Below are 25,030 nucleotides of genomic sequence, written 5' to 3'. Positions count from 1 at the left end.
AATGACGGGGACATCAGCAAGAATCAGTTACAGATGCATTTACAAAACATTACGATTGTGGGCGGCGGCGCCTGCGGGATCTCTGCTTTCATAGAACTCTTTCTCCAACTCCGCATCGCGGATAGTCACCGCAAAGTCAGCATTACCATTATAGAAGAAAACAGCGAGGTAGGACGTGGCCTGGCATTTGGCACCCGCGAGCAGGGACATATCCTTAACACTCAGGCCGATTTGATGGGTATTCACGTGTCCGAGCCGCAGCATTTCAGCGAGTGGCTCATCCGCCACGACGACCGGGTGGGGGATGAGGTAGTTGATAATCAAGGGAAAAATGAGGCTTTCACAACCCGTAGACTTTATGGCGACTACCTGGCAGAACAGTTCCAGCATTACTTCCGGCTGGCGCAAGATGAAGGGATGCAAACCGAGGTGATCCACGCATCCGCGCTGGCAGTAACCCGGCTCGGTGATGGTTTTTCGATTTCGTTATCGGGTAATAAAACACACAAGTGCGATATTCTGCTACTGGCGCCAGGCACGCCGGTTGGGAATAAATATCCGGAATTGGAAAAAAGGTCACATTATTTCAGTGCACCCTGGCCGTCGGAGCCGATCCTGGACCGCATCCCCAAAGACGCAGACGTGGCGATCATTGGGTCCAGCCTGAGCGCGATCGACGCTTTGATGACATTGACGGACAATGGTTATACTGGTCAAATTCACTGCTACTCGCTTGACGGCCAGCTTCCACGCGTGCAGCCGGAGAAGCAGGAAATGCCGGAGCGCCAGTTTCTTACCCTCAAAAATCTCCACGAGATCCAGCGCACGCAGCTTCGCAACCCGACGGTGAAAGAAGTGCTCCGATTATTTATGCAGGAAGCAGAACATTATGCCGGCGGAAAAATAGATTGGAAAGCTACCAAACGTGACCATAAGACAGCCGGTGAATTGTTGAAAGACGACATTCAGATCGCAGAAAATGGCGGCGACGCGCTGATAAACATTCCGTATTCGCTACGGTACGACAGTTCACAAATGTGGAAATGGCTGGACGCGGACGAAAAGCTGCGTTTTAAAAAATGGCTGGGCAGCTACTGGGCGTCGCACCGGCACTGTATGCCGCTTGTAAATGCGCGACGTGTGCTTGACCTGTTTGAAAAAGGGCAGCTTAACATTATTCCAAAGATGGAAGGCGTGGAATATGATGAGCACGAAGATGCATTTAAAATAGAGTTTGACGGCGGGAAAACCGCTTTTGAAAAATACCTGATCAATGCGACCGGCCCGGCCTCGGCGGTGGAACACATGAAGTCTGAGCTGATGCAGAACCTCCTGAAGAGCAAGCTGATTGACCCCGATCCGGTGGGCGGGATCAAGATCAATACCGAGACGATGCAGGTTATTTCGGGCGATCAGGTAAGTCCGAATTTTTATGCGGTTGGCCACATTACCAACGGCGTGCTGCTGGATGTGAATGCGGTATGGTTTAATGTTAAAACGATTGGCAACCTCTGCCGCCACCTCACCGCCCAGATCATTGGAAAAGCTTCTTAAAGTATATGGCGAGTTGCTGCCCGTCATGGCATTTGTGCCGGCAGGCTGGTGGATTGGCAAAAAATGGGACGTAAAATCCAGCTACGTAAGCTGGCCGCTGATCAAGGTGCTGCTGCCGCTGCTGGTTTTCGGGAATATGCTCGATGCGGACCCGTCCAAGCTGGCTACTCTGCCGGTAGTGACTTTCTTGCTGGCCTTATTGATGAACTACGTCGCCAAGTTTTTCCATAAAAAAGTGCCTTCCGAGATTAATCCGCTGCTTTTGCGGAGCGCCTTCTCTTTTTTCAACATTGCATTTTTCGGTATCCCCATCGTCACGGCGCTTTTTGGCAAAGAGGGCGTGAGCGTGCTGATCTGCATTTACCTGGGCTCGGCATTGTACGGCGATACCATTGGTTTTTACCAGGTAGCGCGTACCAAACAATCGGCGCGGGAAGCATTGAAGGAAGTTTTTAAAATTCCTTTTCTGTACGTTTTTATAGCAGGTATTATTGGTAAAATCGCCGGTCTCGAAACGCCCGAATCGTTGAAGCCGGTGGCGGATGTGGTGAGCTTTGTTGTATCGGCGATGGGAATGTTGATTGTCGGCTTGCAGCTGGGCAAGGTCAATTTCAAGCACATTCAGGTAAAATATTTCTCAAAATTACTGGCAGTAAGGACTATTGCTGCGGCAGTGATCTTAACCGTAATCACATTGCTGGCATCTGTGATATTGCAAGACCTGGACGACCAGGATTACCGGATGTTGGCATTTGTACCGCTTTTTCCGGTGGCCGCGAATGTGACGGTATTTGCCGCTTTTCTGGATGCGGATGAAGAGCCGTCAGCGCTGCTGGTATTTCTGTCGATGCTGCTGTCGGTGGTGCTGGTTTCTATTGCAACACCTTTGCTGGGCTAAGAGTCCGGCGGGTTCTTTTCAATCCCCACTCAAAAAGTGAGGTATTGAGCAGGAGCATGATCATGCCGTAAAAAACATCTTCGACGGGCACGGTCAAAATCCGGATACCCAGGTTTTCCTGGTTGTTGTACCACACGATCGGCTCGTCGAGCCCTGTCCCTGTCAGGATACCATTTACGATGAAAAACGGAACCAGCAGAAATGCGTGGGAGAAGTAAAACAACCCAAGCCAGGAAGGTTTTTTGAATTGCAGATAAACCAAAAAAATCGCCAGCAAGCCCGTCGCGGAAAAGGTGTAGGCACGGCCTGAGTTAGTAAATGCTAAAAAAGCAGAAGTAAGGATAAAAATCACAGACACAATCTTTTCCGACCAAAGCCGGTATTCGGGGCCTTTCCAGATTTTGAAACAAAAATAGGTAAACAGACAAGCGTAGGGGATGCAGATAAAAAACAGCACCTCCTCGATCGGCAGGTTAAACAGGTAAATACCAGTCAGATACCTTGGTGTAAAACCCCATACGGCCAGTTCGGTAAAATAGGCATCCCAGATCAGAAAAGGCAGCGCGGCCATCAGAATAGCTGGCCACATCGCCTTCCAATGTTTGTACAGCGCAATTTTGGGATGAAAAGAAAACGCCAGCGGCACTGAAATCGAAGCGAGGTCGACCAGCAAATACAGGTAATTCATTTCGCAGTCGTTTTACGGGCCTCCCGGTAATATTTCAAAGGTACCCAGAGCATCCCGAAACATTCTCCTTCATTTTTGCCTAAATGTTTGTGGTGCATTTTGTGCGCCCGGCGGATCGCTTTCAGGTAAGCCGATTCGGTGTTCCGAAACATTTTGAAACGCTGGTGAATGAAAATATCGTGAACCAGGAAATAGGTAAAACCGTAAATCGTAATCCCCAGCCCGATCCAGAACCAGTAGTTAAATCCCTGCGCTACTCCTACGCCCAAACAGGCAATGCCGGGCGTCGCGAAGATGACAAAGAAGTAGTCGTTTTTCTCAAAAAAATCACCGTCGTCGCGCTGGTGGTGATCGTGGTGCAGGAACCATAAAGCGCCGTGCATGAGGTACTTATGTGCAAGCCACGCGGTGCATTCCATCGCTGTGAATGCGCCTATAACGATTAATGTGTTGATGATCCAGACAGGCATATTTATCAAATTGGGCGCAGGGCCGGAGTAAATGTAAATGTTACAAAATGTCGAACTGGTGCCGTACCAGCGAGCGGAACATGAGCCCCACTTTATCATAATCAGGAATCCTGATGCGGGCGTTCATAACTTTTTCCGCTGGTGTGGCCTTGATTCTCAGATATAATTTTTTGTAATAATAATAGGCCAGGTACACCCCGCGACGAGAAGACATAGGCAATCCTTTGATCCCGATCAGCGCCTGGTTAAAATCTTCCTCGATCTCCTGCTGAATAATCTCTTTTTCTTTATGCGAAAAGTGATCAAAGTTGACACCCGGAAAATAGGTGCGGCCCAGGTCCGCATAATCTGCTTTCAAATCTCTCAAAAAATTCACTTTCTGGAAAGCAGAGCCTAGTTTCATTGCGTACGGTCTCAGATTTTCGTAAAGATGATGGTTGCCCTCGGTAAAGACGCGGAGACACATCAGCCCCACTACTTCCGCCGATCCGAGAATGTACTCGTTGTAGCTGTCGCTGCTGTGACGTGTTTGTTCCAGATCCATTTCCATACTTTTCAAGAAGGTATCAATCAGCGACCACTCGATATCGTAAGTGCGCACCACATGCTGGAAACTGTTCAGAATCGGGTTGATACTGATCCCGTTTTCGATCGCCGCCGCTGTTTCTGTCCGGATCTGCTTCATCATCCCCACTTTGTCATAGCCATGAAAACTATCCACGATCTCGTCGGCCAGACGTACAAAACCGTAAATGCCGTAAATCGGTTCGTGGAAACGGGAGGTAAGAAAATGTATTCCCAGCGAGAATGACGTGCTGTACAGCTGGGTCGTCTGCTTGCTGCACGAGTGGGATAATTTGTCGAAAAGCGCTTTCATCGGCGTGTATTTAACGTTTTAAGTAATTCACCGGCAGCAATGCGACCGGAAATAATAGCGGGTGGTACGCCCGGGCCAGGAACCGTGAGCTGCCCGGCGAAAAACAGGTTCTTGACTTTCTTGCTGCGCATCTTGGGTTTAAAAATTGCTGTCTGCATCAATGTATTGGCCAGTCCGTAAGCATTTCCCTGGTAGGCATTGTAATCGTTTTCAAAATCCGAAACCGAGTAACTTCTTTTGACAACCAGGTGGCTGCGCAGGTTTTCTCCGCAAAACGCTTCCAACCGGTCCATCAGTTGATGAAAATACGTTTCACGTAGCTCTTCCGGATCGGCCAGACCGGTGGCAATCGGCATTAAAAGGAAAAGATTTTCAAAACCTTCCGGCGCAACCGTCTCATCCGTCTTGGAGGGGCAGCATACATAAAATAGTGGCTTGGAAGGCCATTTTTTGTCTTTATAAATTTCCACCGCATGCGCCCCAAAATCTTCGTCGAAAAACAGGTTATGGTGCCGGAGCTTCTGCACTTTTTTACTGATGCCTAGGTAAAACAGCAGGCAGGAAGGCGCAAAAGTCTTTGATTTCCAGTAGCTCTCGGAGTAGGAGCGATGCTCTTCATCCAGCAGGCTGGCCTCAATGTGCCGGTAATCCGCGCTGCCGATCACCGCATCCACTTTCCTGACCATCCCATTTGCGCGAATGTTCCGGATATGGTTATTCTCAATTTCCAGCCGCTCGATGCCCTGCCCGGTACGGAATGTCACGCCGGCCGATTCGGCGAGTTTTTTAAAGGCCTGTGCAACCTGTCCAAAACCACCCTGCGGATAAAAAGTCCCTTGTTTCAGGCCCGCGTAATTCATCAGGCTGTAAAGCGCCGGGGTATCTTTGGGCATGGCGCCGAGGAACAGCACCGGAAATTCGATCATGGCCAGCAGCCGCGGATCCTTGAAATATTGCTTCGCGTGCGCGCTGAACGAGCGAAAAATCTGCAACCGCAGCGCATCTTTAAAAAGCGAAAAGTGCATGAACTCGCGGATCGAATGTCCAGGCTTGTACACCATCGTGTCCATCCCGACGCGGTATTTCCACTCGCCTTCTGAAATGAATTTTCTCAACTTGTCGCCCGCGCCGCGCTCAATGCTTTCAAACAATGCGCAAATGCTGTCGAAATCAGCGGGAATATCAAAAACCTCGTTATCCTTGAAAACTACCGCAAAACCCGGATCCAGTTTTGTCAGCTCGTAAAAATCCGAGGTACTCTTTCCAAAAAGCTCAAAAAAGCGGTCGTACACATCCGGCATCCAGTACCAGCTAGGTCCCATATCGAATGTGAAGCCGTCGAGCAGCAGGGTACGCGCCCGGCCACCCACTGTTTCGTTTTTCTCAAACACCGTCACATGATGCCCGCCCGCAGCCAGCACCGCCGCGGCCGTCATACCGGAAAATCCGGCACCGATCACGGCGATTTCCGCCTGCTTGTTATTTAATGTTTGAATTTCAGGTTGCATGGAGGATTTCGGTTAATTTGAGAATGTTGGGGACATAGGTGGCGCGGCTGTTTTCGAAATACTCCCGCATATTACCTAAACTACCGGAAATGAGGATCTTAGGTCCTTCAAAATCGGCAGAAAGACGTGTGATCACTTCACTGGCCTTCTGCTCGTGATGTCCCACAAAAAAAGAGTAAATGTGTGTAGGGTTACTGGCTGCCACCACTTTCGACAGGTCATTATAGGGTACGCGCACACCCAGGTAGATGCTCTGGTGTCCGTGCTGGCGGATGAGGTAGTGGGCAAAAAGCAGCCCTATCTCGTGATCTTCTTCTTCGTTGAGAAACAGCAGCCATTTTTGGCTTTCCTCGCCAGGGGGCGGCAGTCTGTCGATAGCCGAAAATAATTTCTGGCGGATCAGGTTAGACAAAAAATGTTCCTGCGAAGGCAGCAGGTCATCCTTCATCCACATCAATCCCGTCCTGACCAGCAGCGGATAAATGATCCTCTCATACGTTTTGACCCAGCCCAGCAAACTCACCGCTTTCTCGAAATTTTTAGTAAAAAGCGTTGCGTCGAATGTGGCTGTCGAAATAAGTGACTGGTTAATGATCGCCTCGATTTGAGCATCTTCATCGCGGTGGTCGGTCAGGAGCTTGTCAATCTCCTGCGTCATCTGCTGTTTGCTCATCTGGCTGATATGCGAAATTTTCAGCCCCACATTCAGCAGCGTGCACACATTGAGCAGCTTTTTGAGCTGATCATCATTGTAATAGCGAACATTTGTGTCGGTCCGCTCGGGCGTAAGTAACCCATATCGCTGCTCCCAGATCCGGATGGTATGCGCCTTGGTACTGCTGATCCGTTCAAGATCCTTAATAGAGTAGACCGACATTTTTGTTTAACGTTTTTCTAAAATTATTAAACAAAAATATTATTCCAGTAAGGTTAAGGGAGATTTTTTTCTGGGGTTTGGGGGGTAGGGTGTAATGTTAGGGAGAAAGCCCAGGGGGAGAGAATCAGAGGGTAGGTATTTTTATAAGTCTACGTTGTTAAGCAATTGCTCAACTTCCGTCTTTAAGACCGGCAGATGCCGAACTACAATTCCCCAAATAATATCATCAGAAACCGAATCATAGCCGTGTATAATTCTATTTCGGACATCTATCAGTTTACGTGAGTTAGTAATTTGGATTCCGCTATCTTTTTTAGTGATGCGATTCATCGCTTCCCCAATAATCTCGATGTTTCGTTCAACGGCTCGCTTCGTTCGTAGGTCCGATTGATAATTCGTGAAAAGCATTGGACGATCAGCGAAGAAGCTTTCAATTTCAGCAATCGCATTGAGCATATCGTAAAGCCAGGCTTTGATATCATTGTCCATAGACAAGCTGCTTTTGTTGCTTTAATGTTTGTAGAAAGTATGGATTCTTTATAGCCTTTTCTTCCAAGAGATCGACAGGTCTATTAAATATTTCCTGCAAAGAAAATTTAAAATCGAAATAGTTATCTGCATAGTCTTCTACTTCCATACTAGTGAAGTCAACTACAAGATCGATATCACTTTTCTCATCAAATTTGTCGGATAGTACCGAGCCAAAAGCATATAAACTTCTTACACGATGTGTTTTACAAAGTTTAGCGATTGATGCCTTATATTTTTCCAATCTTTCCATAAGTATTTAAATATGCCCAATCAATTTTTCTAAGGCTCTGATCGTCTCATCTTTGGCTTTCAGCAATTCTGCATTTAAGCGCTTATTTTCCTCCAATGCTTCTATCCATTTTTCAACCGGATTTACATTATAAGTCGGTTGAAAATTTACACCGCCTGATTGGTCATGAAACTCCTGAAAAGTATTTGAAATGATGTTCATAGCTTTTTCCTCATCGAAGTTCCGGATAGCGTCCGCCGGTATTTTCAAGATTGCGGCTACCTGTTCAAGAATGTTGGAATCAATCCTTTCTTTCTGTTCAAGGAGAGAAATTTTCTGCTGGTTCCAATCTTCACCAAGCTCGAAAGCCAGGAAATCCTGTTTTATCTGAAGCATTTCCCGAAAACGTTTAAGATTGCGGCCTTCGTGGATTTTCGGGTTGGAGGTAGTATGTGGCATGCGGAATTTTGTGTTAGTTCAAAAGGCAATTTATGTAAAACTGCCGGGAAGTTTCCGGATAATTTACAGCGAAGAGCATGTATCTTACCGTAACGCAATGCTAGAAATCACTTTTTCCTCAACAACCTACAGCGGGCACCCAATCTCCCAAATGTGCCCCGAAGGATCTTGCAGCTTTCCGATTTTCAGGATTCTTCTACGGTGACCGGGCAGATTTGAGTGGCGCCCAGTTTGACAGCGCTATCGAAAAATATTTCTGGGGTGGAGGTTTGTAATACCATGCGGACGGGTGACCCGCCGAATTTGAAGGGGCTATAATTTTGGAATTCAGGCTCTTCGTCGCTTATAATACTGAAATCAAAATTTCCCCAGCTGCGAAAATGCCGAAAATCAGCCATGACACCCAAAGTTTCACTTTCCAGGGCTGGTGCCGCAAAGTGTAATTTATTCCAAAAGCCAGGCTTATCGAGATGACGAACGCAATCACATGCTGGCCTATTGTTACTTCGGGCGTGTGTTGTATCCGTTTGACTAGATCCCGGACCAGATAATCCAGGCAAAGAAATCTCATCATAAAAAGCGGAAAACCCCATTTCCGGTCTTTGGGATCGTTTTGATCTTGGATGTTTAGCATTTCGACTTAGAATATGTTATCGCCAACCCTCATGTGCATTACTTTTTTCCAATCACCGCATCCAAAAACCGCCAGGCTTCCACCCCGGAATCTACGTGCTCACGCCGGACAATCTGATCAAATTGTTTCGCCAGTTCTGGATGCTGAGCAGCGACGTCGGTGGTTTCGTTGCGGTCGGTTTTCAGGTTGAAAATTTGCCAGGGATTGTTGGGGTTTTTTCTTAAATCAGTTTTTACGCCCTTCCAGTCGCCTAGCCGGATCGCAAGCTGGCCGCCTTTCTCGGGATATTCCCAATAAAGGAATTCGTGTTTCTGCTGCTTGTTTTTTTGTCCCAAAAGTTCGGGAAGAAAGGAAATACCGTCGGTTTTTCCAACTTTCTGACCGGTCAGTTCTGCCAATGTTGCCATCAGGTCATACTGCACCGAAACATGGTCGCTGACGCTGCCCGCCTTGATTTTCCCCGGCCAACGAGCGATGAAAGGTTCGCGAATACCGCCTTCGTACACATCCATTTTCTGACCCCGCAACCCGCCGACGCTATTGAAAAACTGCGCATTCACCCCACCATTAAATGTCGCGCCATTGTCGCTGCTGAACATAATGATCGTATTTTCATCCAGTCCCAGCTCCTTTATTTTTGCCAAAATAATCCCCACCTGATCATCCAGATAAGTGATCATCGCCGCGTAAGTTGAAAGCGGATATTTGGTGGAAGCATAATTTTTCTCGCCATAGTAAGGTTTTTCATCAAACTGCCCGATGTATTGTTTGACATATTCATCCGGCGCCTGCAAGGATACGTGCGGGATGGTATAAGGCATGTACAGAAAAAACGGACCATTTTTGCTGCGCTCGATAAAGCCCAAGGCCTTTTCCGTCATTTTCGCCGGCGCATACACTTTCCCTTTGAAATAATCGAAATCCGAGTCCGTTGCCGTGGCTGGGTCGAGCTTTCGGTGGACGTCGAGCCAGGGCTGGGGGAGGGTATCCCACTTGTCATTTTCCCACAAATGTGACGGATAATAGTTGTGCGCCTGCTTCTGGTCGAGGTAGCCGTAATAATAATCGAAGCCTTGTTTAGAAGGCGTGCCCTCGGTGCTGCTCACGCCTAAACCCCACTTTCCGGTCAGCGCGGTGGCGTATCCTTTTTGTTTGAGCAGCTCCGCGATCGTGAATTCAGCGGCTGGCAGCGGTTGCTGTCCGCGCTCTTCATCGTCTTTGAATGTGCCCAGTTCCAGGTTACCCCGGATCGCCGAATGTCCGCCGTGCTTGCCAGTCAGAAGCATGGCGCGGGCTGGGGCGCACACCGGCATACTGGTATAATGTTGCGTAAACCGCATTCCTTCCCGGGCAAGGCGGTCGAGGTTCGGCGTTTTGATCTTCTGCTGACCATAAGATCCCAGCTCGCCATATCCCAGGTCATCGGCGTAGATGTAGATAATGTTCGGGAGTTTTTCGCCTCTTTTTTGGGCAAAAATATTGAATGTGCTGAAAAAGAAAACCACCGGCACAATCAGCGCCAGTGGTTTAAATGTTGGTCGTTTCATGGATTGACTTTTCCGACGGGTCTCACATTTTTCCCTTGTTTTTGCTGCAAATCATCGCCCAGATCTTCGCGGGCGGCTTCGGCGATTTTTTCCAGTTCAGCCACGATTTCCGGATTTTGTGCCTGAACATCGTAGCGCTCGCCTGGATCGCGGGTCAGGTGGTACAATGCTTTCGGATATTGAAAATCCTCGGGCGCTGGTCCCGGCTGACCATTTTGTCCCGGCAGCTGACCTTCGTAAATGCGTCCCGGATGCGCGAAAACCAGTTTCCAATCGCCTTTTCTGACGGCTTCAAGACTGTTTTTGCGATAATAATACAGTAAAGTCTCTCGCGGTGTTTTGGTATCGTCACCTTTCAGCAGATCCGTGAAATCATATCCGTCGATTTTCTCTTTCGGCAACTTCGCGCCGGTCAGTTTCACAATCGTCGGCAGTACATCCAGGGTAGAAAGCAGCTTGTTTGATACCCGACCCGCAGGTACTACGCCCGGCCAGCGCATAATGCAAGGCTCGCGCTGCCCGCCTTCAAAAGAAGTGCCTTTTCCTTCCCGGAAGCCACCAGCCGAACCCGCATGGTCGCCATAATTCAGCCAAGGACCATTGTCGCTCGTGAAAATCACCAGGGTATTGTTGTCCAGACCCTGTGCTTTCAGCTCTTTCATAATCTCACCCACCGACCAGTCCAGCTCCATCAGCACATCGCCAAAAATCCCACGCTCGCTTTTTCCCCGGAACTTTGCGGAGGCGGCCAGCGGCACGTGCGGTAGCGGGTGGGGGACGTACAGGAAGAAGGGTTTGTTTTTATTTTTCCGGATAAAGGCCGTGGCGCGCTCAGTGATTTTAGGCGTCAGCTCGCTGGCATCTTCCAGGTTTTTGATCTCCTTACCTGGTGTATTTCCTTCGATCCAATGCAGCGGAGGGTATTTTGCCCGCTCCTGCCACGGGTGCAGCGGCCACATATCATGCGAATAAGGCACACCGTAATATTCGTCAAATCCCTGCTGCAAAGGCAAAAATTCCTGCTCACTTCCCAAATGCCACTTCCCGAAAATCCCGGTCGCATATCCTTGCGCTTTCACCAGCTCGGCAATTGTTTCCTCTTTCGGGTTCAGGCCCATTTTGGCATTCGGCCCGAAAGCGCCGGCAATACCCAGGCGGTTGGGATAGCAGCCCGTTAGCAAAGCGGCACGCGATGCGCTGCATACGGCCTGCGCCGCCATGAAGTTTGTAAATCGCGTACCCTCGGCGGCCATTTTGTCGAGGTTCGGGGTGCGGTAGCCCAGCGCGCCGGTGACGGATAAGTCTCCGTAGCCGAGGTCATCGATGAAAAACAAAACAATGTTGGGGGTTTTGGCGGCCGGTTTTTCCGGCTGGAATGCCACTAGTGCGCAGGCAGCCAGCGCTAAGAAAAATGCTGTGAATTTTTTTAACATCGGTTTATTGTTGGTGGTTGAGTTCCAGCTTGGTTACGCTCCGACGTGGACGTCGGATAATAGACGGCACCGGCGCGACGCCGGCGCCCGCGTTACCAGTTGGGATTTTGTTTCAAATTTGGATTCAGGTCACGCTCTTTTTGCGGGATAGGCCAAAGATAATGTCTGGCGGGATCAAAAACCCGGTTCGAAGTAGCGGCTTGCACCGTCACCAGCTTACCTGCTGCGTCGGTATAAGTGATTCCGTAGACTGCTCCCGGCATCACCGTTTCGCCGATTTTCCATCTCCGGATATCAAACAACCGCTGCCCCTCAAAGGCTAGCTCCACCGTCCGCTCGTGGCGAACAATCTCGCGCAGGGCTGCCTGGGTTGTTGCTTTTACAGCGGGCTGCTTCACATCCGTGCGGCCATTTCTTACCAGGTTGATCGCGGCCAAAACACTCGCATCGATCTGGTTCAGCTCAATTTTTGCTTCTGCGTAAGTCAGCAACACTTCGGCATAACGCAGCAATATAATGTTGATACCACCATTTGCCGGGTTCGCAAAATCTTCTGGGTTGATGTATTTTTTAATGTTAAAACCGGTTGTAGAGGCAATGTAGGTACTGCCGATCGCATCCGCCGTGCCACTGTTGGGTTTCGGCTGGAAATTAATGCCGCTCGGGAGCGGATCGCCATCAAGAAAAATGGAGAATTTCAGACGCGGGTCGCGGTCTTCGTACGGTTTGGCAGGATTATAGCCGCTGCCTGCATCCGTAATGCGTTTTCCGGCCGTGGTTTCATACATATCCACCAGCGCCTTGGTCGGCACGTAGGTGCTCTGGCTGTTTTTCTGACTATAAGGTCCGAGGAAAACGAACACATTGTTAGGATAAACATCCTTCACAAACTGCTTATCCAGAATCACTTCCTTGTTGTTTTCGGCCGCGTAAGTGAACAGTTTTTCATAAGATTCATACAAACCATATACACCCAGCTTCATCACCTGGTCGGCCGCGTCGGCCGCTTTAGCGTATCGGCCTGCGTACAATTCGGCGCGGGCGAGCAGGCCCAGGGCAGCACCTTTTGTGATCCTGCCTTTGTCGGCAGCGCCGTAAGTGAGAGGCAGCAGCGGCGCGGATTCGGTCAGTTCCTTTTCAACAAAATCCCAAACCTGCTCAGTAGTCGAATTCGTCAGTGCGCGGCCTTCATCGATGGTCAAAGTGCTGGTTACCAGCGGAACATTACCATACAATCCGGCCAGCTTGATATACTGATAAGCCCGCAAAACCCTGGCTTCGCCTTTAAACTGATTGATCAGCGCCGTGTTAGTGCTTGGGATTTTATCAACGTTTTCCAGGAAATAATTGGAAGCGCGGATCCCACGATAGGCTTTGCGCCACTCGCTGTAAACTTTGGAGCTCGTCGCGTCGTAGCTGCCCGCCTCAATGTAAGCGTCAATGTTGAAGCTTTGGTTGGTATGCGCAATGTCTGTCACGCCGTCCCACGAAAAAATATTGGTAGAATCCAGGTCGGTGTAAATGGCGTTTACGGCCAGCCGCGCATCACCTTCCGATTTCCAGAAAAGATTTTCCAAAAGGCGGTCATTGGGCGCGGTTTCGAGCAGGTCCGCGTCGCAGGAAGCCAGTGCAAATGTGGCTGCCGCGGCAAAAAAGAAGTATTGTATATGCTTGATTTTCATGATAAATTAAAATTGGAGGTTCAGACCGAACGTGTACAGGGCAGTTTGCGGAAAGTAAACCGCGCGTCCCGACGGTACCTCGGGATCGAGGTTCCACTCGTTCAGTTTCGAGAATGTTAGCAGGTTGGTGGCCGAAGTATACACGCGCACGCGGGCCAGATGCAGCTTTTTCACGACGTCACCCGGAATGTTGTAGGCCAGCTGCACATTTTTCAGGCGCAGATAAGAACCGTCGATCACGAGGCGGTCGGAAGTCGCCACATTCCGCAGATCAAACTTTAATGGTCTTGGAAAACGAGCGTCCGTGTTGGTCGGTGTCCAGTAATTGTTGGTGTAAATTTCGTGGGTAAAACCTTCCTGGTTACCCATTTCGGCCAGCGCTCCGGCCAGTCGCGCATCTACTTTCGCCGCGCCCTGGAAGAGAATGTTCAGGTCGAAATTTTTGTAAGAAAAATCACCATTCAGACCGAAAGTGTACTTCGGAAACGAATTCCCGATCACCGTCATATCGTCCGCATTGATCTTGCCGTCGCCGTTCCGGTCCACATATTTTACGTCGCCCGGCTTGGTATTGGCGGCGTAAGTCGCCTTGTATTCTGCAATTTCCTGCTCGCTTTGGAACAGTCCTGCTGTTTGATATCCCCATAAGGTGTTGATCGGCAAACCTTTGGCAATAATGTAGCGCGGGTCAATGTCGGAGCCGGTAATGTAGGGACCGGTACCTTTGAGGTCGGTCACCTTGTTTTCATTTATGCTCAAATTGCCGCCGACCGAGTAGCGGAAGCTGCTGGCTGCGGGCGTACCACGATAGTTTAAGCTGAATTCCCAGCCTTTATTTTCCACGGAACCAGCGTTTTGCGGAGGCGCCGTCAAGCCGATCGTGGCTGGAATGTCGAGGTTCAGCAGAATGTCGTCGGTGAGTTTGCGGTAGTAATCAGCCGTCAATGTCAGCTTGTTATGTAAAAATGCTGCGTCGATTCCCAGGTCAAGCTGCGTTGTCGATTCCCAGCCGAGATTGGTGTTCGACAAAGTCGTCGGACGATAACCCTGCACGGAAGTGCCGCCGAAGGTATAGCCCGCCGCCCGCAGCGCCGAGTAGTAGCTGTACAGATCCACCGACTGGTTTCCGGTAATCCCCCACGAGCCGCGAAGTTTCAGGTCATTCACCGTTTTGCTCAGCCCGTCCCAGAAGCCTTCCTTCGAAATCCGCCAGCCGGCCGAGAAAGAAGGGAAAAAGCTGTATTGTTTGTTGCCGGTAAACTTGGAAGAACCATCGTAGCGACCATTCGCCTCGAACAAATATTTTTCCTGAAAATCATAATTAACCCGGCCAAAAAATGAGCGGAGACCGTATTTCGCATCATTTCCATCATTGCTTTTAGTACCGTCGTTCGCACCCTGGCCAATCGAGCCAATGTCATTATTATAAAAACGCTCGCGGGAAGCCCAGAGATTTGTCTGAGTGTTGCCGATCTGCGAGTAACCCACCAAAGCCTTCAAATGATGGTCGCCAAAGCCTTTATCATAAGTCAGCAAGTTGTTGATCGTGTACTCGCGCAATGTATTCCGCACTTCTTTAAGCGAGTTGATCGCCACCGTTTTGGTAATGTTGGTGTTTTTGTCGGTGTTGGTGTAGGAGTTCGTGAAGTTTTTTTGGTAAATAAAATTACCACGTCCGGCAATCTGCGTCGAGAATGTCAGACCGTCCAGAATGTCGATTTCCGCCTTGACATATCCTGCCAGGTAATCCGTATTTTGCCTTGACTGTCCGCCGATTTCGTTGAACATCAAAGGGTTATTTCCCTGCGTACTCAGCCCGTATGTTCCGTCTGCATATTTTGGTACCGCCCATAATGTGCCGTGAAAAAAGTTATTCAGCGGTTGAGGGTTGGGATCGGTATTATTCACCGTCGGGTTGATCGCCTTGGCGTAGCGATAGTTAATGTCGCCGCTCACGCGGATCCTTTTCGAAACCGTGTAATCCGAATTCAGCCTGAATTCGCCGATTGTATTGGAATAACCTGCAATCACCCCATCCTGGTCCTGGTAGCGCACGCTGAGTCTTGTGCGCAAAGTTTCATTCCCGCCGGCAACCGAAATCGTGTGGTTTTGCTGCGGCGCGGCGCGGAGCATGGTTTCAAACCAGTTGTTGGGCAGCGGATACTTCTCGCGATCCGTCGCATTCACATAAGCCTGGATCGACTCCTCCGTAAAACGCGCCGGCAAGGTCACACCCGCATTGGTGTAAGCCGCCACCTGCTCACGCATGTAAGCCTCGATCCCCATCATTTTAGGCACATTGTTGGATTTCTGGATCGCGTAGTAGCCGTGGTAATCCACCTGCACTTTGCCGCCTTTCGCCCTTTTTGTCGTGATGAGAATCACACCATTTGTGGCGCGTGAACCGTAAATCGCCGTCGAGGAAGCATCTTTCAAAACCGAAACCGACTCGATATCGTCCGGGTTAATGTCGCTCAGCCGCTGCTCTATCCCGTCAACGATGACCAGCGCATCGTTTTTGCCCAGATCAAACCCGCTGGTACTGCTGCCGTTAATGTTGAATGTCGTGATCCCACGGACGCGAATGTTGGTATTCGATTTCCCCGGCGACCCGCCCTGGTCCAGCACCGTCACCCCAGGCATCAGTCCCTGAAACGATTGCTGAATGTTGGAAACCGGCCTGCGGGTGATCTGATCACCATTGATCGTCGAAACCGAATTGGTCAGCGCATTGCGTTTTTGGGTACCATAACCTACCACCACCAGCTCGTCGAGCTGCCGGGTATCCGCCGCCAGCGCCACGTCGATGGTGCTCTGGCCTTTTACCTGCACCTCTCTGGTAACGTAACCGATCCCCGAGAAAACAAGGATGGCATCGCTGCCGGCAGTAAGTTCGTACTTGCCATCGACGTCGGTGGTGGTACCGGTTTGTGAGTTTTTGATGACCACATTCACGCCCGGCAACGTCCCTTTGTCACTTTCGGCCGTCACGGTACCTTTCACAACATTCTGGGCACTTACGTGTAAGCTCATCAATGCCGCGAAGGCAATCTGCAAGAGCAGTGCAGGTCTTTTTTTCCTGAGTAGCAATAGATTTTCAAGCATTTTAACACTAAGTCTATAAATTAAGTAGACAAAATAAGGCACAGAAATCGGGTTTTTCAAATAATGGGCATGATCAGCAGAAAAAATAGTGCAGATCCGGCCGGGAAGGAACGAGCGACGCATGGTTAGAGGTTACCTTATGAAAAGATTTTTGTTTTTTTAAAATCTCAATGTTGCTTTCCACAATGGCTTTCAAACAAATTACAAATATGCCCAAACAGCCTCTGCTGATTTGGTTCCTCCTTTTTTGCACCACTTTTTCAACCGCTCTTGCCCAGCTCCCTTCAATCCCGGAAGATACGGTGAAGCGTGCCGCGCAGGTTTATCCGCCTGATTCTCTGGGTCGTCGTACGCCGCGCGGGACGGTCGATGGATTCTTGAAAGCGAGTTATCAGAACAACTATAAAAAGGCCGCACTTTACCTCCGGCGCGATCCGGCACTTCGGAAAAAACAGAATACCGTGTGGCAGGCCAAGGCTTTGCAGGCACTGCTGGAAGTCAACGGGCGCATTTACCCTTATTCCTGGATCAGCAACGAGCCGGAAGGGAAAACCGATGATAATCTTGGCCCTAACCTCGACCGCATCGGCGCGATTACCATTGATAATGAATCCTTTGACCTGATCCTGGAAAGTACCCTCGACAAGCAGGGCTACCCGATCTGGCTTTTTTCCACGCAAACCATCGAACGCATCCCCGCAGATACCGATGAGCTCGAAACGAGCACCTTGATCAGCGATGTTGCACCGAAATTTTTACAAAAAAACCAGTGGGGCGCTGCGCCGATCGCACATTGGCTTGCCTCGGTGATCTTGCTGATCGTCTCGTATCTGCTGGCTTTTGGAGTGGCGCGGGTTTTAATTTTTTTAACTACCAAAATTTATAAAAAAGCAGGTCAGGAACCTTATTTCGGCGTGATCCGGGCATTTTCTTTGCCGGTGCAGCTCTACCTGGCGATCTGGTTTTTTATCGAATTCAGTCAGAAAATTGGCATTTCGCTGGTGGTGCGGCAGCGTTTCAGCAACATTACGTTGATCGTCGGAATGGTAGCCGTGATCCTGCTGATCTGGCAGCTGCTGGATGTGGTGGGTATTTTGAGTGAAAAAAGAATGGCCCGCCAGCGAAACCAGTCGGCAGTTTCTGCGATCCTTTTTCTTCGTCGCGCCTTGAAAATTGCGCTGGTTGTGGTGGGCGCCATCATTATCCTGGATACCATCGGTTTTAATGTTACCACGGGTATTGCGGCGCTTGGGATCGGTGGTATTGCGCTGGCATTGGGTACGCAAAAAACAGTCGAAAACTTCGTCGGGAGCGTCACGATCATTGCCGACCAGCCGGTGCGGATCGGAGATTTTTGCAAAATCGGCGACATTACAGGCACCATCGAGCGGATCGGGATGCGGGCAACGCAGGTGAGGACAAATGACCGCACTGTCGTCACCATCCCAAATGGCGAACTTTCGTCTTTAAAAATTGAAAATTACGCTTACCGCGAACGTTTCTGGTACCACCCGATCTTCGTTTTAAGCCTCGAAACAACCCCCGAGCAAATCCGGAATCTGATCCCTGACCTGCGCCGCGTGTTGCAAACCCATCCCCGCGTGCTGGAAACCCCGGCCCGCGTGCGCCTGATCGAAGTGGGTGTCAATGGCATGCGGGTGGAAGTTTTCTCGTATGTGGACACCGCAGATATGGATGTTTTTCTGGAAGTCCAGGAAGAGTTGCTTTTAAAAATGGTGGAAGTGATCACCGGCAGCGGCATCACGTTTGCCCTGCCGCCGCAGAGTGTTTATTATGGTAAAAATCCCGGTGAAATTCGTGCCGGGGAAAAATCGGCATAGTAATTGGATGAATTGGTATCAAGGGTAACATTACCCGCATTATTCATCACAATCAGTGTTCTGTGGAAAATTTTACAATGCTGCAATTTTTTGAATGGTATTATCCGGCCGACGGAAGTCTGTGGAACCATTTTGCAGCAGAAGCGCAACGTTTAAAATCATTGGGGTTTGACGCCGTCTGGCTGCCGCCCGCTCACAAAGGAATGGCCGGCGACCAGGCCTCCGGTTACGATTCTTACGACTTATATGATCTGGGAGAGTTTGATCAAAAAGGCTCAGTCAGAACCAAATATGGTACGAAAGCCGAGTTCCTTGCGGCTGTTAAAAGCGGGCAGGAAGCGGGGTTGAATGTGTATGCCGACGTGGTGCTCAACCACATGGGCGGCGCCGACGAAAAGGAAGTGGTGACCGTACGTGAAGTAACGCCCGACAACCGGAATGAATTTGCCGGTGAACCAAAAGAAATAGAAGCTTATACCCGCTTCACATTTCCTGGCCGGCAGGGCCAATATTCTGAGTTTGTATGGGATTACCAGTGTTTTTCCGGCGTGGATTACAATGCTTCGACCCAGGAAACTGCCATTTACAGCATTCAAAACCAATACGGTGAAGGCTGGCAGGATGTGCTGGACCTTGAAAACGGGAACTATGATTACCTGATGCTTTCGGATATTGAATTTAGAAATCCGGCGGTCCGGGAGGAATTGAAACGGTGGGGTGAATGGTTTTACGAAACTGTAGGCATGGACGGGTTTCGCCTCGATGCGATCAAGCACATGGACCCGCAGTTTTTCAACGAGTGGCTGGACCATTTGCGGGGAAAATATAACAAGGAATTTTATACGGTAGGAGAGTACTGGGCACCTTACGATCTGCCTTCGATGCACGCATACATTGAATCGACGGGCGGAAGAATTTCCTTGTTCGATGCACCGCTGCAAGCCAATTTCTTCAAGGCTTCCAAGGAACGCGAGAATTTTGATCTGCGGTCAATTTTTGAAAATACGCTGGTTCAGACGCATCCACAGCTGGCGGTGACGCTCGTCGAAAACCACGATACGCAGCCGCTGCAATCGCTTGAACAAACCGTAGAACAATGGTTCCGGCCGCTGGCTTACGCCTTGATCTTGCTGCGGGAGGCGGGTTATCCCTGCGTATTTTACACCGATTTGTACGGTTCGACTTATACCGATAAAGGGAATGACGGCGAGTCGCACGACATTACGCTGGAAAAATTGGATAAGTTAGAAACATTGCTTTACGTCCGCAAAAACATTGCCTATGGCCCGCAAACCGATTATTTCGAATCTCAGGAGAGCATTGGCTGGGTGCGTTCCGGCGATGACGAGCACGAACATTCCGGCTGCGCAGTAGTACTTTCCATCCAGGGAGATAACGCCAGAAACATGCAACTTGACCCCCAGCACACCGGCAAAACCTTCGTAGACTACCTCGGTCATTTTGATCATGAAATCACGATCGGCGAAGAAGGCTGGGCGGAATTTCCGGTCAAAGACGGCTCGGTGTCGGTTTGGGCTGAGAAGGTTTAAGAAATGCTGAGCGCGTCCCGTGGCAAAGTTTTTTCAACCTGCGGAGGAAAAAAATATAACCATGACATTTAAAATAAAGGACGAAGAAGATACCGTCGATTTTTCGGCAGAGGAAGTGGAGGAAATCATTCCTGATGCGGATATGCGATTCAGCCTCGTCATGCTTAAAAACGGGGACAAACATTTCGTTGAAGGACGCGAGTCCGAGATCAGAGAGCAGCTTTTTGGATAAATATAAAAATCGGTTGCCTGAATGTTCAGACAACCGATTTTTTATTAAACAGAAAACTTAATGTGTGATCAAAACTTTTTTCGTCTCTACGGAATCCGGTTTTTTCAACTGCAACATATAAATCCCTGCCGGGGCATTGGGTAAAGTGATGCGCTCGTCGTGCGCGCCTTTGCCTTGCACGGCGCGCTCATGCCACATGCGGCCCTGCGTATCCATCACCCGCATGATCCCTGAGGTACCGGTAGGTAAGTCAAATATGGCTTTGAATTCGCCTGGGGCCGGATTGGGGTAGGTTTGCAGGGCATGCGCGTCTCGCTGCATTTCCAGAGCTTCGGGCGCTGCCATCCGGGCATTATATACATTCTGATCCGCACCGACACAAATTTTATCCTGGCGGACAGGCGTGCCGGGCAAGCCTTGAATGCGGATCGTGTTGATACCTTCAAAGAGCGTGATGTAGAATGTTTCTTCGCGCGTGACAATGTTCCAGCTGTAAGTCGGGGCCAGGTTGAGGGTCGGGATTACCTCGGTACCATTGACTGAAATACTCACCTGCGCATTGCCCTCCGCGTAATACCGCAGCGTCACAGGGAAATAACCGGCTTTGGTAATTTCCGGCAGCTGATAATCAACATAATAATCATAATTATTTTGTGCCCCGCGGGTCTGGCCGTTTGATGCATTCGGGTCATCGGAGTCTGGTCCGTTGCTGGCTGAATGTTCCGCTTCCACGCAGGCGCTGAATGGTTCCTGCTCACCGCCGCCACATCCACTTACTGTAAATGGAACGAAGATCACTTTATCCGCACATCCGTCTTTTCCGGCGGATACGCTATAATTGTAAGAACCGTTGGCCACAGGAGCCGCAACATCGAACGTTTGTGTATAGCGCGCAAAACCATTGTCGCCATACCAGTTATAATAAATACCAGCACAATCCGGGCCGGTGCATTTGGCGCTGAAAGTCATTTGCTCACCACATTGGGGCATCGTTGTGGAGACACTGGCAGTTACATCGAAATCGCAGGAAGGGGATAGGCCAGGCACTTGTTCAACGCAAATTTTGTCGTGCCGGACGGGGCTGTAACCAGGCAATCCTTTCACAAAAATTAGGTTAAGCCCTTTTTTCAAAGCAAATAAAACCGTGTACTCGGTAGGTGTAATGTTCCAGGAGTTGGACGACGGCAGCTCTATTTTATAAGGATATATTTCATCATTGATGCGTACCTCGACGGCGGTATTCGCTGCTGCGTAGTAACGGAATGTCACGGCATGCGCGCCTTCATTCAAAACAAATGGCACGGCGTAATTGACCGTATAATCTTCCCGGTCCTGCCCGCCCCTCGTTTTGCCGCCCGATGCATTGGGGTCCGATGAAGTAGGGCCGTTTCCGCCAGCTTCCTCTGCTTCGATACAGGCACGGAAAGGTGAATCCGTACATTCAGTGATGGTTATTTTAATGTCGCTGGTCTGGTCAGGGCAGCCTGCTTTGGAAGTAGTTCTTGTGTATGTGTAAACACCGTTTTGAGAGGGTGCCAGAAAACTGGTGCTGGTGCCGGTAGCATCCAGTCCCGGTCCGGTCCATTTATAGGTAATACCGGTACAATTAGCCTGGCCGCATTCAACTGCGAAACCGATTCCTTGCCCGCAGCCGGGATGATTATCGCTCACCAACGTGTTTACAACATAATCACAGCCGGGTGCTTCAACAACGGGATCACTGGGCCCGTTTTCGGTCCAGCAGGTTTTATCTTGTTTTACATTGTATCCTGGAAGCTCCTTAATGCGGATCGAATTGGTACTTGCCCTCAAATTTACTTCGACAGTGTACTCTTTCCAGGCAATGTTCCAGGAACCAGACGATGGAAGGTCGACGTAGATCAGAGATTGATTGTTTACCGAAACACTCACCCTTGCATCCTGCTCGCTGAAATAGCGCAATGTGATCAGGTATTTCCCGGCGTGAGGCACGTCGGTCGTATAGGTAACAAAATAATCCAGTGAATCGCGGAGGCCGCGCGTGAGGTTGCCGGAAGCATTCGGGTCGACCGAAATCTGCCCGTCGCCATTTGATTTCTCGGCTTCCACACAAAAGCTAAATGGTGCCGGATCCGCCTTTGAATCACCAGGGGCGGAAATGTTTGCTGGTTTTCGGACATAGCCGCCCGTGGGCTCGGCAGCGTAAGATGTAAATGCTGCGATCAGCAATAAAAAAGCAAGTGTACAGATTTTCATAACATGCTGGGGAAATGTGAGTGATGAAATGTGACAGACCAACTTTCGTTGGAAAAGGCAATTCAAACTTGGATTGTCTATATTTCCCAGGACATTAAAACGTAAATCAAACGTGGCGACACAGGTTGAAAAATCTGAAATAATTTTTTCCGATCTTGTCGGCAAACGTTCAAAGTCAACGGTATCCTTCACCGGCTCAGAGATTTACAAGCTAATCAATGTCAGGCAGCTATGATCAAAAACTACATCACCATCGGGTACCGGAATTTTAGAAAAGGGCATGTTTATTCTTTTATCAACCTCGCAGGACTGGCGGTTGGCTTGTCCAGCGTGATGCTGATCATTGCCTACATTACCTACGAGCTGTCTTTTGACAAACATTTCCCGCATGCCGACCGGATTTACCAGATGGTGATGGAGTCAGAAGAGACAAGTCCGGCTGAAAGGACGACGCTGACGCCGGAGCCGCTGGGCAAAACATTGGCCGCCGAATTTTTTGAAGTGGAATCGTCCACCGCATTGTATTCTAATAAAATGACTTATCTGGTTAACGACCGGCCGGTCGAGCTGAATGCCATCTTTGTCAATCCGGATTTCTTCCGTGTTTTTGATCTGAGGATGGTCACAGGTAACAAGGCCACTGCTTTGAAAGACGAGTCGGGCATTGTGCTCACCAGGCAAGCCGCGGAAAAGCTGTATCCCGGAGTAAACCCGGTTGGAAAAACAATGAGCTGGAATTCCTACAACGGCAGCGTGACTTACTACACGGTGACGGCGGTTGTCCAGGACATTCCGGCCAATACTCACTTCACGGGAGATGCCATTTTGGCCAGACATGTTTCAAACCAGCCACTTAATTTTCAGGCATATTCATCAGTGCCACAATATATTCGGTTCAAGCCCAATGCGGATGTTGCCCGGGTGGAGGCTAGCCTGCAGAAAACCCTTACCAAGTATCATCTCAGCAAAACGACGCATGTCCGGCTTTTGCCCCTGACGGACATTCATTTGCGCGCCGGGAAAATTTCAAGCTTCAATCTGAACCTGAGCGACATTCGCTACATCTATATGCTGGGTACCGCGGCGCTGCTGATCCTGGTGATCGCGTGTATCAACTATGTCAACCTGACCACCGCCCATGCTTTGCAGCGCGTCAAGGAAGTCGGCATTCGGAAAACTTTGGGTAGCGGCCGGTGGCAGCTTGCATCACAGTTTATCGGCGAATCATTCCTGTTTTTTGTTTTCGCAAATGTCCTTGCCGTGGTAATTTCCATCCTGCTTTTGCCTGTTTTTAACAAAATGCTGCAAGTGAATTTGCTGGTGAGCAGCTTGTTTGCGTTTCAGAACATTTCATTGTTTTTCATCATTGCCTTGGCGGCCGGGTTACTGTCGGGTGTATATCCTGCCCTGTTTTTAAGCCGGATGCAGCCTGCCAGTATTTTGAAAGACCGCAGCGGCGGTTTGAAGATCAGTTTCAGTCTCAGAAAAGTTTTAATTGTATTCCAATTTGGCATTTCGATTGTCCTTATCGTCGCTACCATGATCGTCTGGCAGCAGCTGAATTTATTTCATAATCGGCCTCTGGGATTTAATAAACAACATTTGCTCCTCTTGCCGTCGATCCATTTGCAAAATAGTCCGGAGGCATTCAAGAAAAAATTGCTGGATAACCCCAACATTACTGCCGCCAGTTTCGCAGAGCTGGATCTGGGTGGCGGGATCGGAAATTCATCGAGTATGCCCGACCCGCTCGACAGCACCCGGCGACTGCATTTCGGTTTCGTTTATGCAGATATGGACTTTCCCGCGACGATGGGCATCAAAGTGGAAGGTGGCCGCAGTTTTTCGAAGAAATTTCCCGGTGATTATCTAAATTATGATTCCCTTGTTTCCGTGGCATCTGCAAAATCAAACAAAAAACTGGCCGACGAACTGCTGTATCAAAACCCGATCGTCATCACGCAAAGTCTGGCAAAAGCGCTGCGGCTGAAAAATCCCGTCAATGAAGTGATCCGGCTTGGGGCTTTGCAGGGTACGGTGATTGGTGTAGTGAGGGATTTCCAGGTGACGACCTTGAAGGAAGCCAGCCCGCTGCTGGTTTATAAACCAAAAAAATCCTGGTTCAGCACCACCACTTATGTCCGCGTCAACAACCGGAACATTCCCGAAAGCATTGCCTACATTGAAAAAACCTGGAAAGAATTTTTTCCTGATAAGGCCTTTGAATACACTTTTGCCGACGATAACCTGCAAAAACTATATGCGTCGGAAAACCGTCTGGCTTCCATTTTTACATCGTTTGCTTTGCTGGCGATTGCGATTTCTGCGTTGGGTTTGTTCAGTCTGGCGGCGTTAATGGTGAAGCAGCGGACCAAGGAAATTGGCATCCGAAAAGTGCTGGGCGCGTCGGTATCCGGCATTGCTATGCTACTTTCCCGCGATTTTATCCTCCTCATTCTCGTCGCTGCGATTATTGCCTCGCCGCTTGCCTGGTATGGTATGGAGCAGTGGTTGCAGGATTTTGCAAACCGGATTGATATCCAGTGGACGATTTTTATCGCCGCTGCAAGTCTCGCTTTATTTATTGGTGTGCTCACGGTTTTTTTGCAAACCATCCGCGCCGCCAAATCCAATCCCATAGAGGCGCTGAAAACCGAGTAGGGAAACTTCAAATTCGCTA

Annotated in this window: 20 protein-coding genes; 6 read left to right on the top strand and 14 right to left on the bottom strand. The window is 49.5% G+C overall.

Features of this window, described 5'->3' with window-relative positions; translation table 11 throughout:
- Positions 1–33 precede the first annotated feature (33 nt).
- Positions 34–1,554: an FAD/NAD(P)-binding protein gene (locus tag FEN17_RS07620; RefSeq protein ID WP_138364671.1), complete on the top strand. Its 1,521-nt coding sequence runs from the start codon at positions 34–36 to the stop codon at positions 1,552–1,554.
- A complete protein-coding gene (locus tag FEN17_RS07615; RefSeq protein WP_138364670.1) occupies positions 1,538–2,452 on the top strand; it encodes an AEC family transporter in 915 nt (304 codons plus the stop codon). Before FEN17_RS07620 ends, FEN17_RS07615 begins: the two co-directional genes overlap by 17 nt.
- Here the strand turns inward: FEN17_RS07615 and FEN17_RS07610 are convergent.
- From FEN17_RS07610 to FEN17_RS07550, 13 genes are all read right to left on the bottom strand, one after another.
- Positions 2,427–3,140 carry a lycopene cyclase domain-containing protein gene (locus FEN17_RS07610; RefSeq protein ID WP_138364669.1) on the bottom strand — a complete coding sequence of 238 codons (714 nt, stop codon included), beginning with the start codon at positions 3,138–3,140 and terminating at the stop codon, positions 2,427–2,429. The two genes, FEN17_RS07615 and FEN17_RS07610, sit on opposite strands and share 26 nt — an antisense overlap.
- Positions 3,137–3,610 (bottom strand): sterol desaturase family protein, encoded by a 474-nt coding sequence (locus tag FEN17_RS07605; protein WP_171037868.1) that lies wholly within the window; start codon positions 3,608–3,610, stop codon positions 3,137–3,139. The genes FEN17_RS07610 and FEN17_RS07605 overlap by 4 nt, the downstream gene beginning before the upstream one ends.
- 40 nt (positions 3,611–3,650) lie before the next feature.
- On the bottom strand, positions 3,651–4,487 hold the full coding sequence (locus FEN17_RS07600; protein WP_138364668.1) for a phytoene/squalene synthase family protein: 837 nt from the start codon (positions 4,485–4,487) through the stop codon (positions 3,651–3,653).
- The gene (gene crtID / locus FEN17_RS07595) at positions 4,484–5,995 is read right to left on the bottom strand and encodes a bifunctional phytoene desaturase/3,4-desaturase (protein WP_138364667.1); all 1,512 of its coding nucleotides are present in this window, start codon (positions 5,993–5,995) and stop codon (positions 4,484–4,486) included. Before crtID ends, FEN17_RS07600 begins: the two co-directional genes overlap by 4 nt.
- Positions 5,985–6,872: a MerR family transcriptional regulator gene (locus FEN17_RS07590; protein WP_138364666.1), complete on the bottom strand. Its 888-nt coding sequence runs from the start codon at positions 6,870–6,872 to the stop codon at positions 5,985–5,987. Before FEN17_RS07590 ends, crtID begins: the two co-directional genes overlap by 11 nt.
- Positions 6,873–7,013: 141 nt before the next feature.
- On the bottom strand, positions 7,014–7,361 hold the full coding sequence (locus FEN17_RS07585; RefSeq protein WP_138364665.1) for a HepT-like ribonuclease domain-containing protein: 348 nt from the start codon (positions 7,359–7,361) through the stop codon (positions 7,014–7,016).
- Complete coding sequence (locus tag FEN17_RS07580; RefSeq protein WP_138364664.1) at positions 7,351–7,653, bottom strand: nucleotidyltransferase family protein; 303 nt, start codon at positions 7,651–7,653, stop codon at positions 7,351–7,353. The genes FEN17_RS07585 and FEN17_RS07580 overlap by 11 nt, the downstream gene beginning before the upstream one ends.
- 6 nt (positions 7,654–7,659) lie before the next feature.
- On the bottom strand, positions 7,660–8,091 hold the full coding sequence (locus tag FEN17_RS07575) for a helix-turn-helix domain-containing protein (RefSeq protein WP_138364663.1): 432 nt from the start codon (positions 8,089–8,091) through the stop codon (positions 7,660–7,662).
- Positions 8,092–8,276: 185 nt separating this feature from the next.
- The gene (locus FEN17_RS07570) at positions 8,277–8,684 is read right to left on the bottom strand and encodes a hypothetical protein (protein ID WP_138364662.1); all 408 of its coding nucleotides are present in this window, start codon (positions 8,682–8,684) and stop codon (positions 8,277–8,279) included.
- A 79-nt stretch (positions 8,685–8,763) separates the two neighbouring features.
- Positions 8,764–10,272 carry an arylsulfatase gene (locus FEN17_RS07565; RefSeq protein WP_138364661.1) on the bottom strand — a complete coding sequence of 503 codons (1,509 nt, stop codon included), beginning with the start codon at positions 10,270–10,272 and terminating at the stop codon, positions 8,764–8,766.
- Positions 10,269–11,705 carry a sulfatase family protein gene (locus FEN17_RS07560; protein ID WP_138364660.1) on the bottom strand — a complete coding sequence of 479 codons (1,437 nt, stop codon included), beginning with the start codon at positions 11,703–11,705 and terminating at the stop codon, positions 10,269–10,271. The genes FEN17_RS07565 and FEN17_RS07560 overlap by 4 nt, the downstream gene beginning before the upstream one ends.
- A 92-nt stretch (positions 11,706–11,797) precedes the next feature.
- A complete protein-coding gene (locus FEN17_RS07555; protein WP_138364659.1) occupies positions 11,798–13,387 on the bottom strand; it encodes a RagB/SusD family nutrient uptake outer membrane protein in 1,590 nt (529 codons plus the stop codon).
- Positions 13,388–13,393: 6 nt separating this feature from the next.
- Positions 13,394–16,492, bottom strand: coding sequence for a SusC/RagA family TonB-linked outer membrane protein (locus tag FEN17_RS07550; RefSeq protein WP_138364658.1), 3,099 nt, complete (start codon positions 16,490–16,492; stop codon positions 13,394–13,396).
- A 209-nt stretch (positions 16,493–16,701) separates the two neighbouring features.
- Here FEN17_RS07550 and FEN17_RS07545 point away from each other — a divergent pair, with 209 nt between their 5' ends.
- The 3 genes from FEN17_RS07545 to FEN17_RS27245 all read left to right on the top strand — a co-directional run bounded on the left by FEN17_RS07545 (position 16,702) and on the right by FEN17_RS27245 (position 20,115).
- Complete coding sequence (locus tag FEN17_RS07545) at positions 16,702–18,333, top strand: mechanosensitive ion channel family protein (protein WP_138364657.1); 1,632 nt, start codon at positions 16,702–16,704, stop codon at positions 18,331–18,333.
- A gap of 62 nt (positions 18,334–18,395) precedes the next feature.
- Entirely contained in the window at positions 18,396–19,883 is a 1,488-nt protein-coding gene (locus FEN17_RS07540; RefSeq protein WP_138364656.1) for an alpha-amylase, read from the top strand.
- A 61-nt stretch (positions 19,884–19,944) separates the two neighbouring features.
- Positions 19,945–20,115 (top strand): hypothetical protein, encoded by a 171-nt coding sequence (locus FEN17_RS27245; RefSeq protein WP_171037867.1) that lies wholly within the window; start codon positions 19,945–19,947, stop codon positions 20,113–20,115.
- 57 nt (positions 20,116–20,172) lie between these two features.
- On the opposite strand, the gene FEN17_RS07535 is transcribed toward FEN17_RS27245, so the two are convergent.
- Positions 20,173–22,350 (bottom strand): T9SS type A sorting domain-containing protein, encoded by a 2,178-nt coding sequence (locus FEN17_RS07535; RefSeq protein WP_138364655.1) that lies wholly within the window; start codon positions 22,348–22,350, stop codon positions 20,173–20,175.
- 231 nt (positions 22,351–22,581) lie between these two features.
- Here FEN17_RS07535 and FEN17_RS07530 point away from each other — a divergent pair, with 231 nt between their 5' ends.
- Entirely contained in the window at positions 22,582–25,011 is a 2,430-nt protein-coding gene (locus FEN17_RS07530) for an ABC transporter permease (RefSeq protein WP_138364654.1), read from the top strand.
- The last annotated feature ends 19 nt before the right edge of the window (positions 25,012–25,030 follow it).

It is taken from the genome of Dyadobacter luticola (genome assembly GCF_005860805.1).
Lineage (GTDB): Bacteria > Bacteroidota > Bacteroidia > Cytophagales > Spirosomataceae > Dyadobacter > Dyadobacter luticola.
This window is presented reverse-complemented; position numbering and strand designations above follow the sequence as displayed.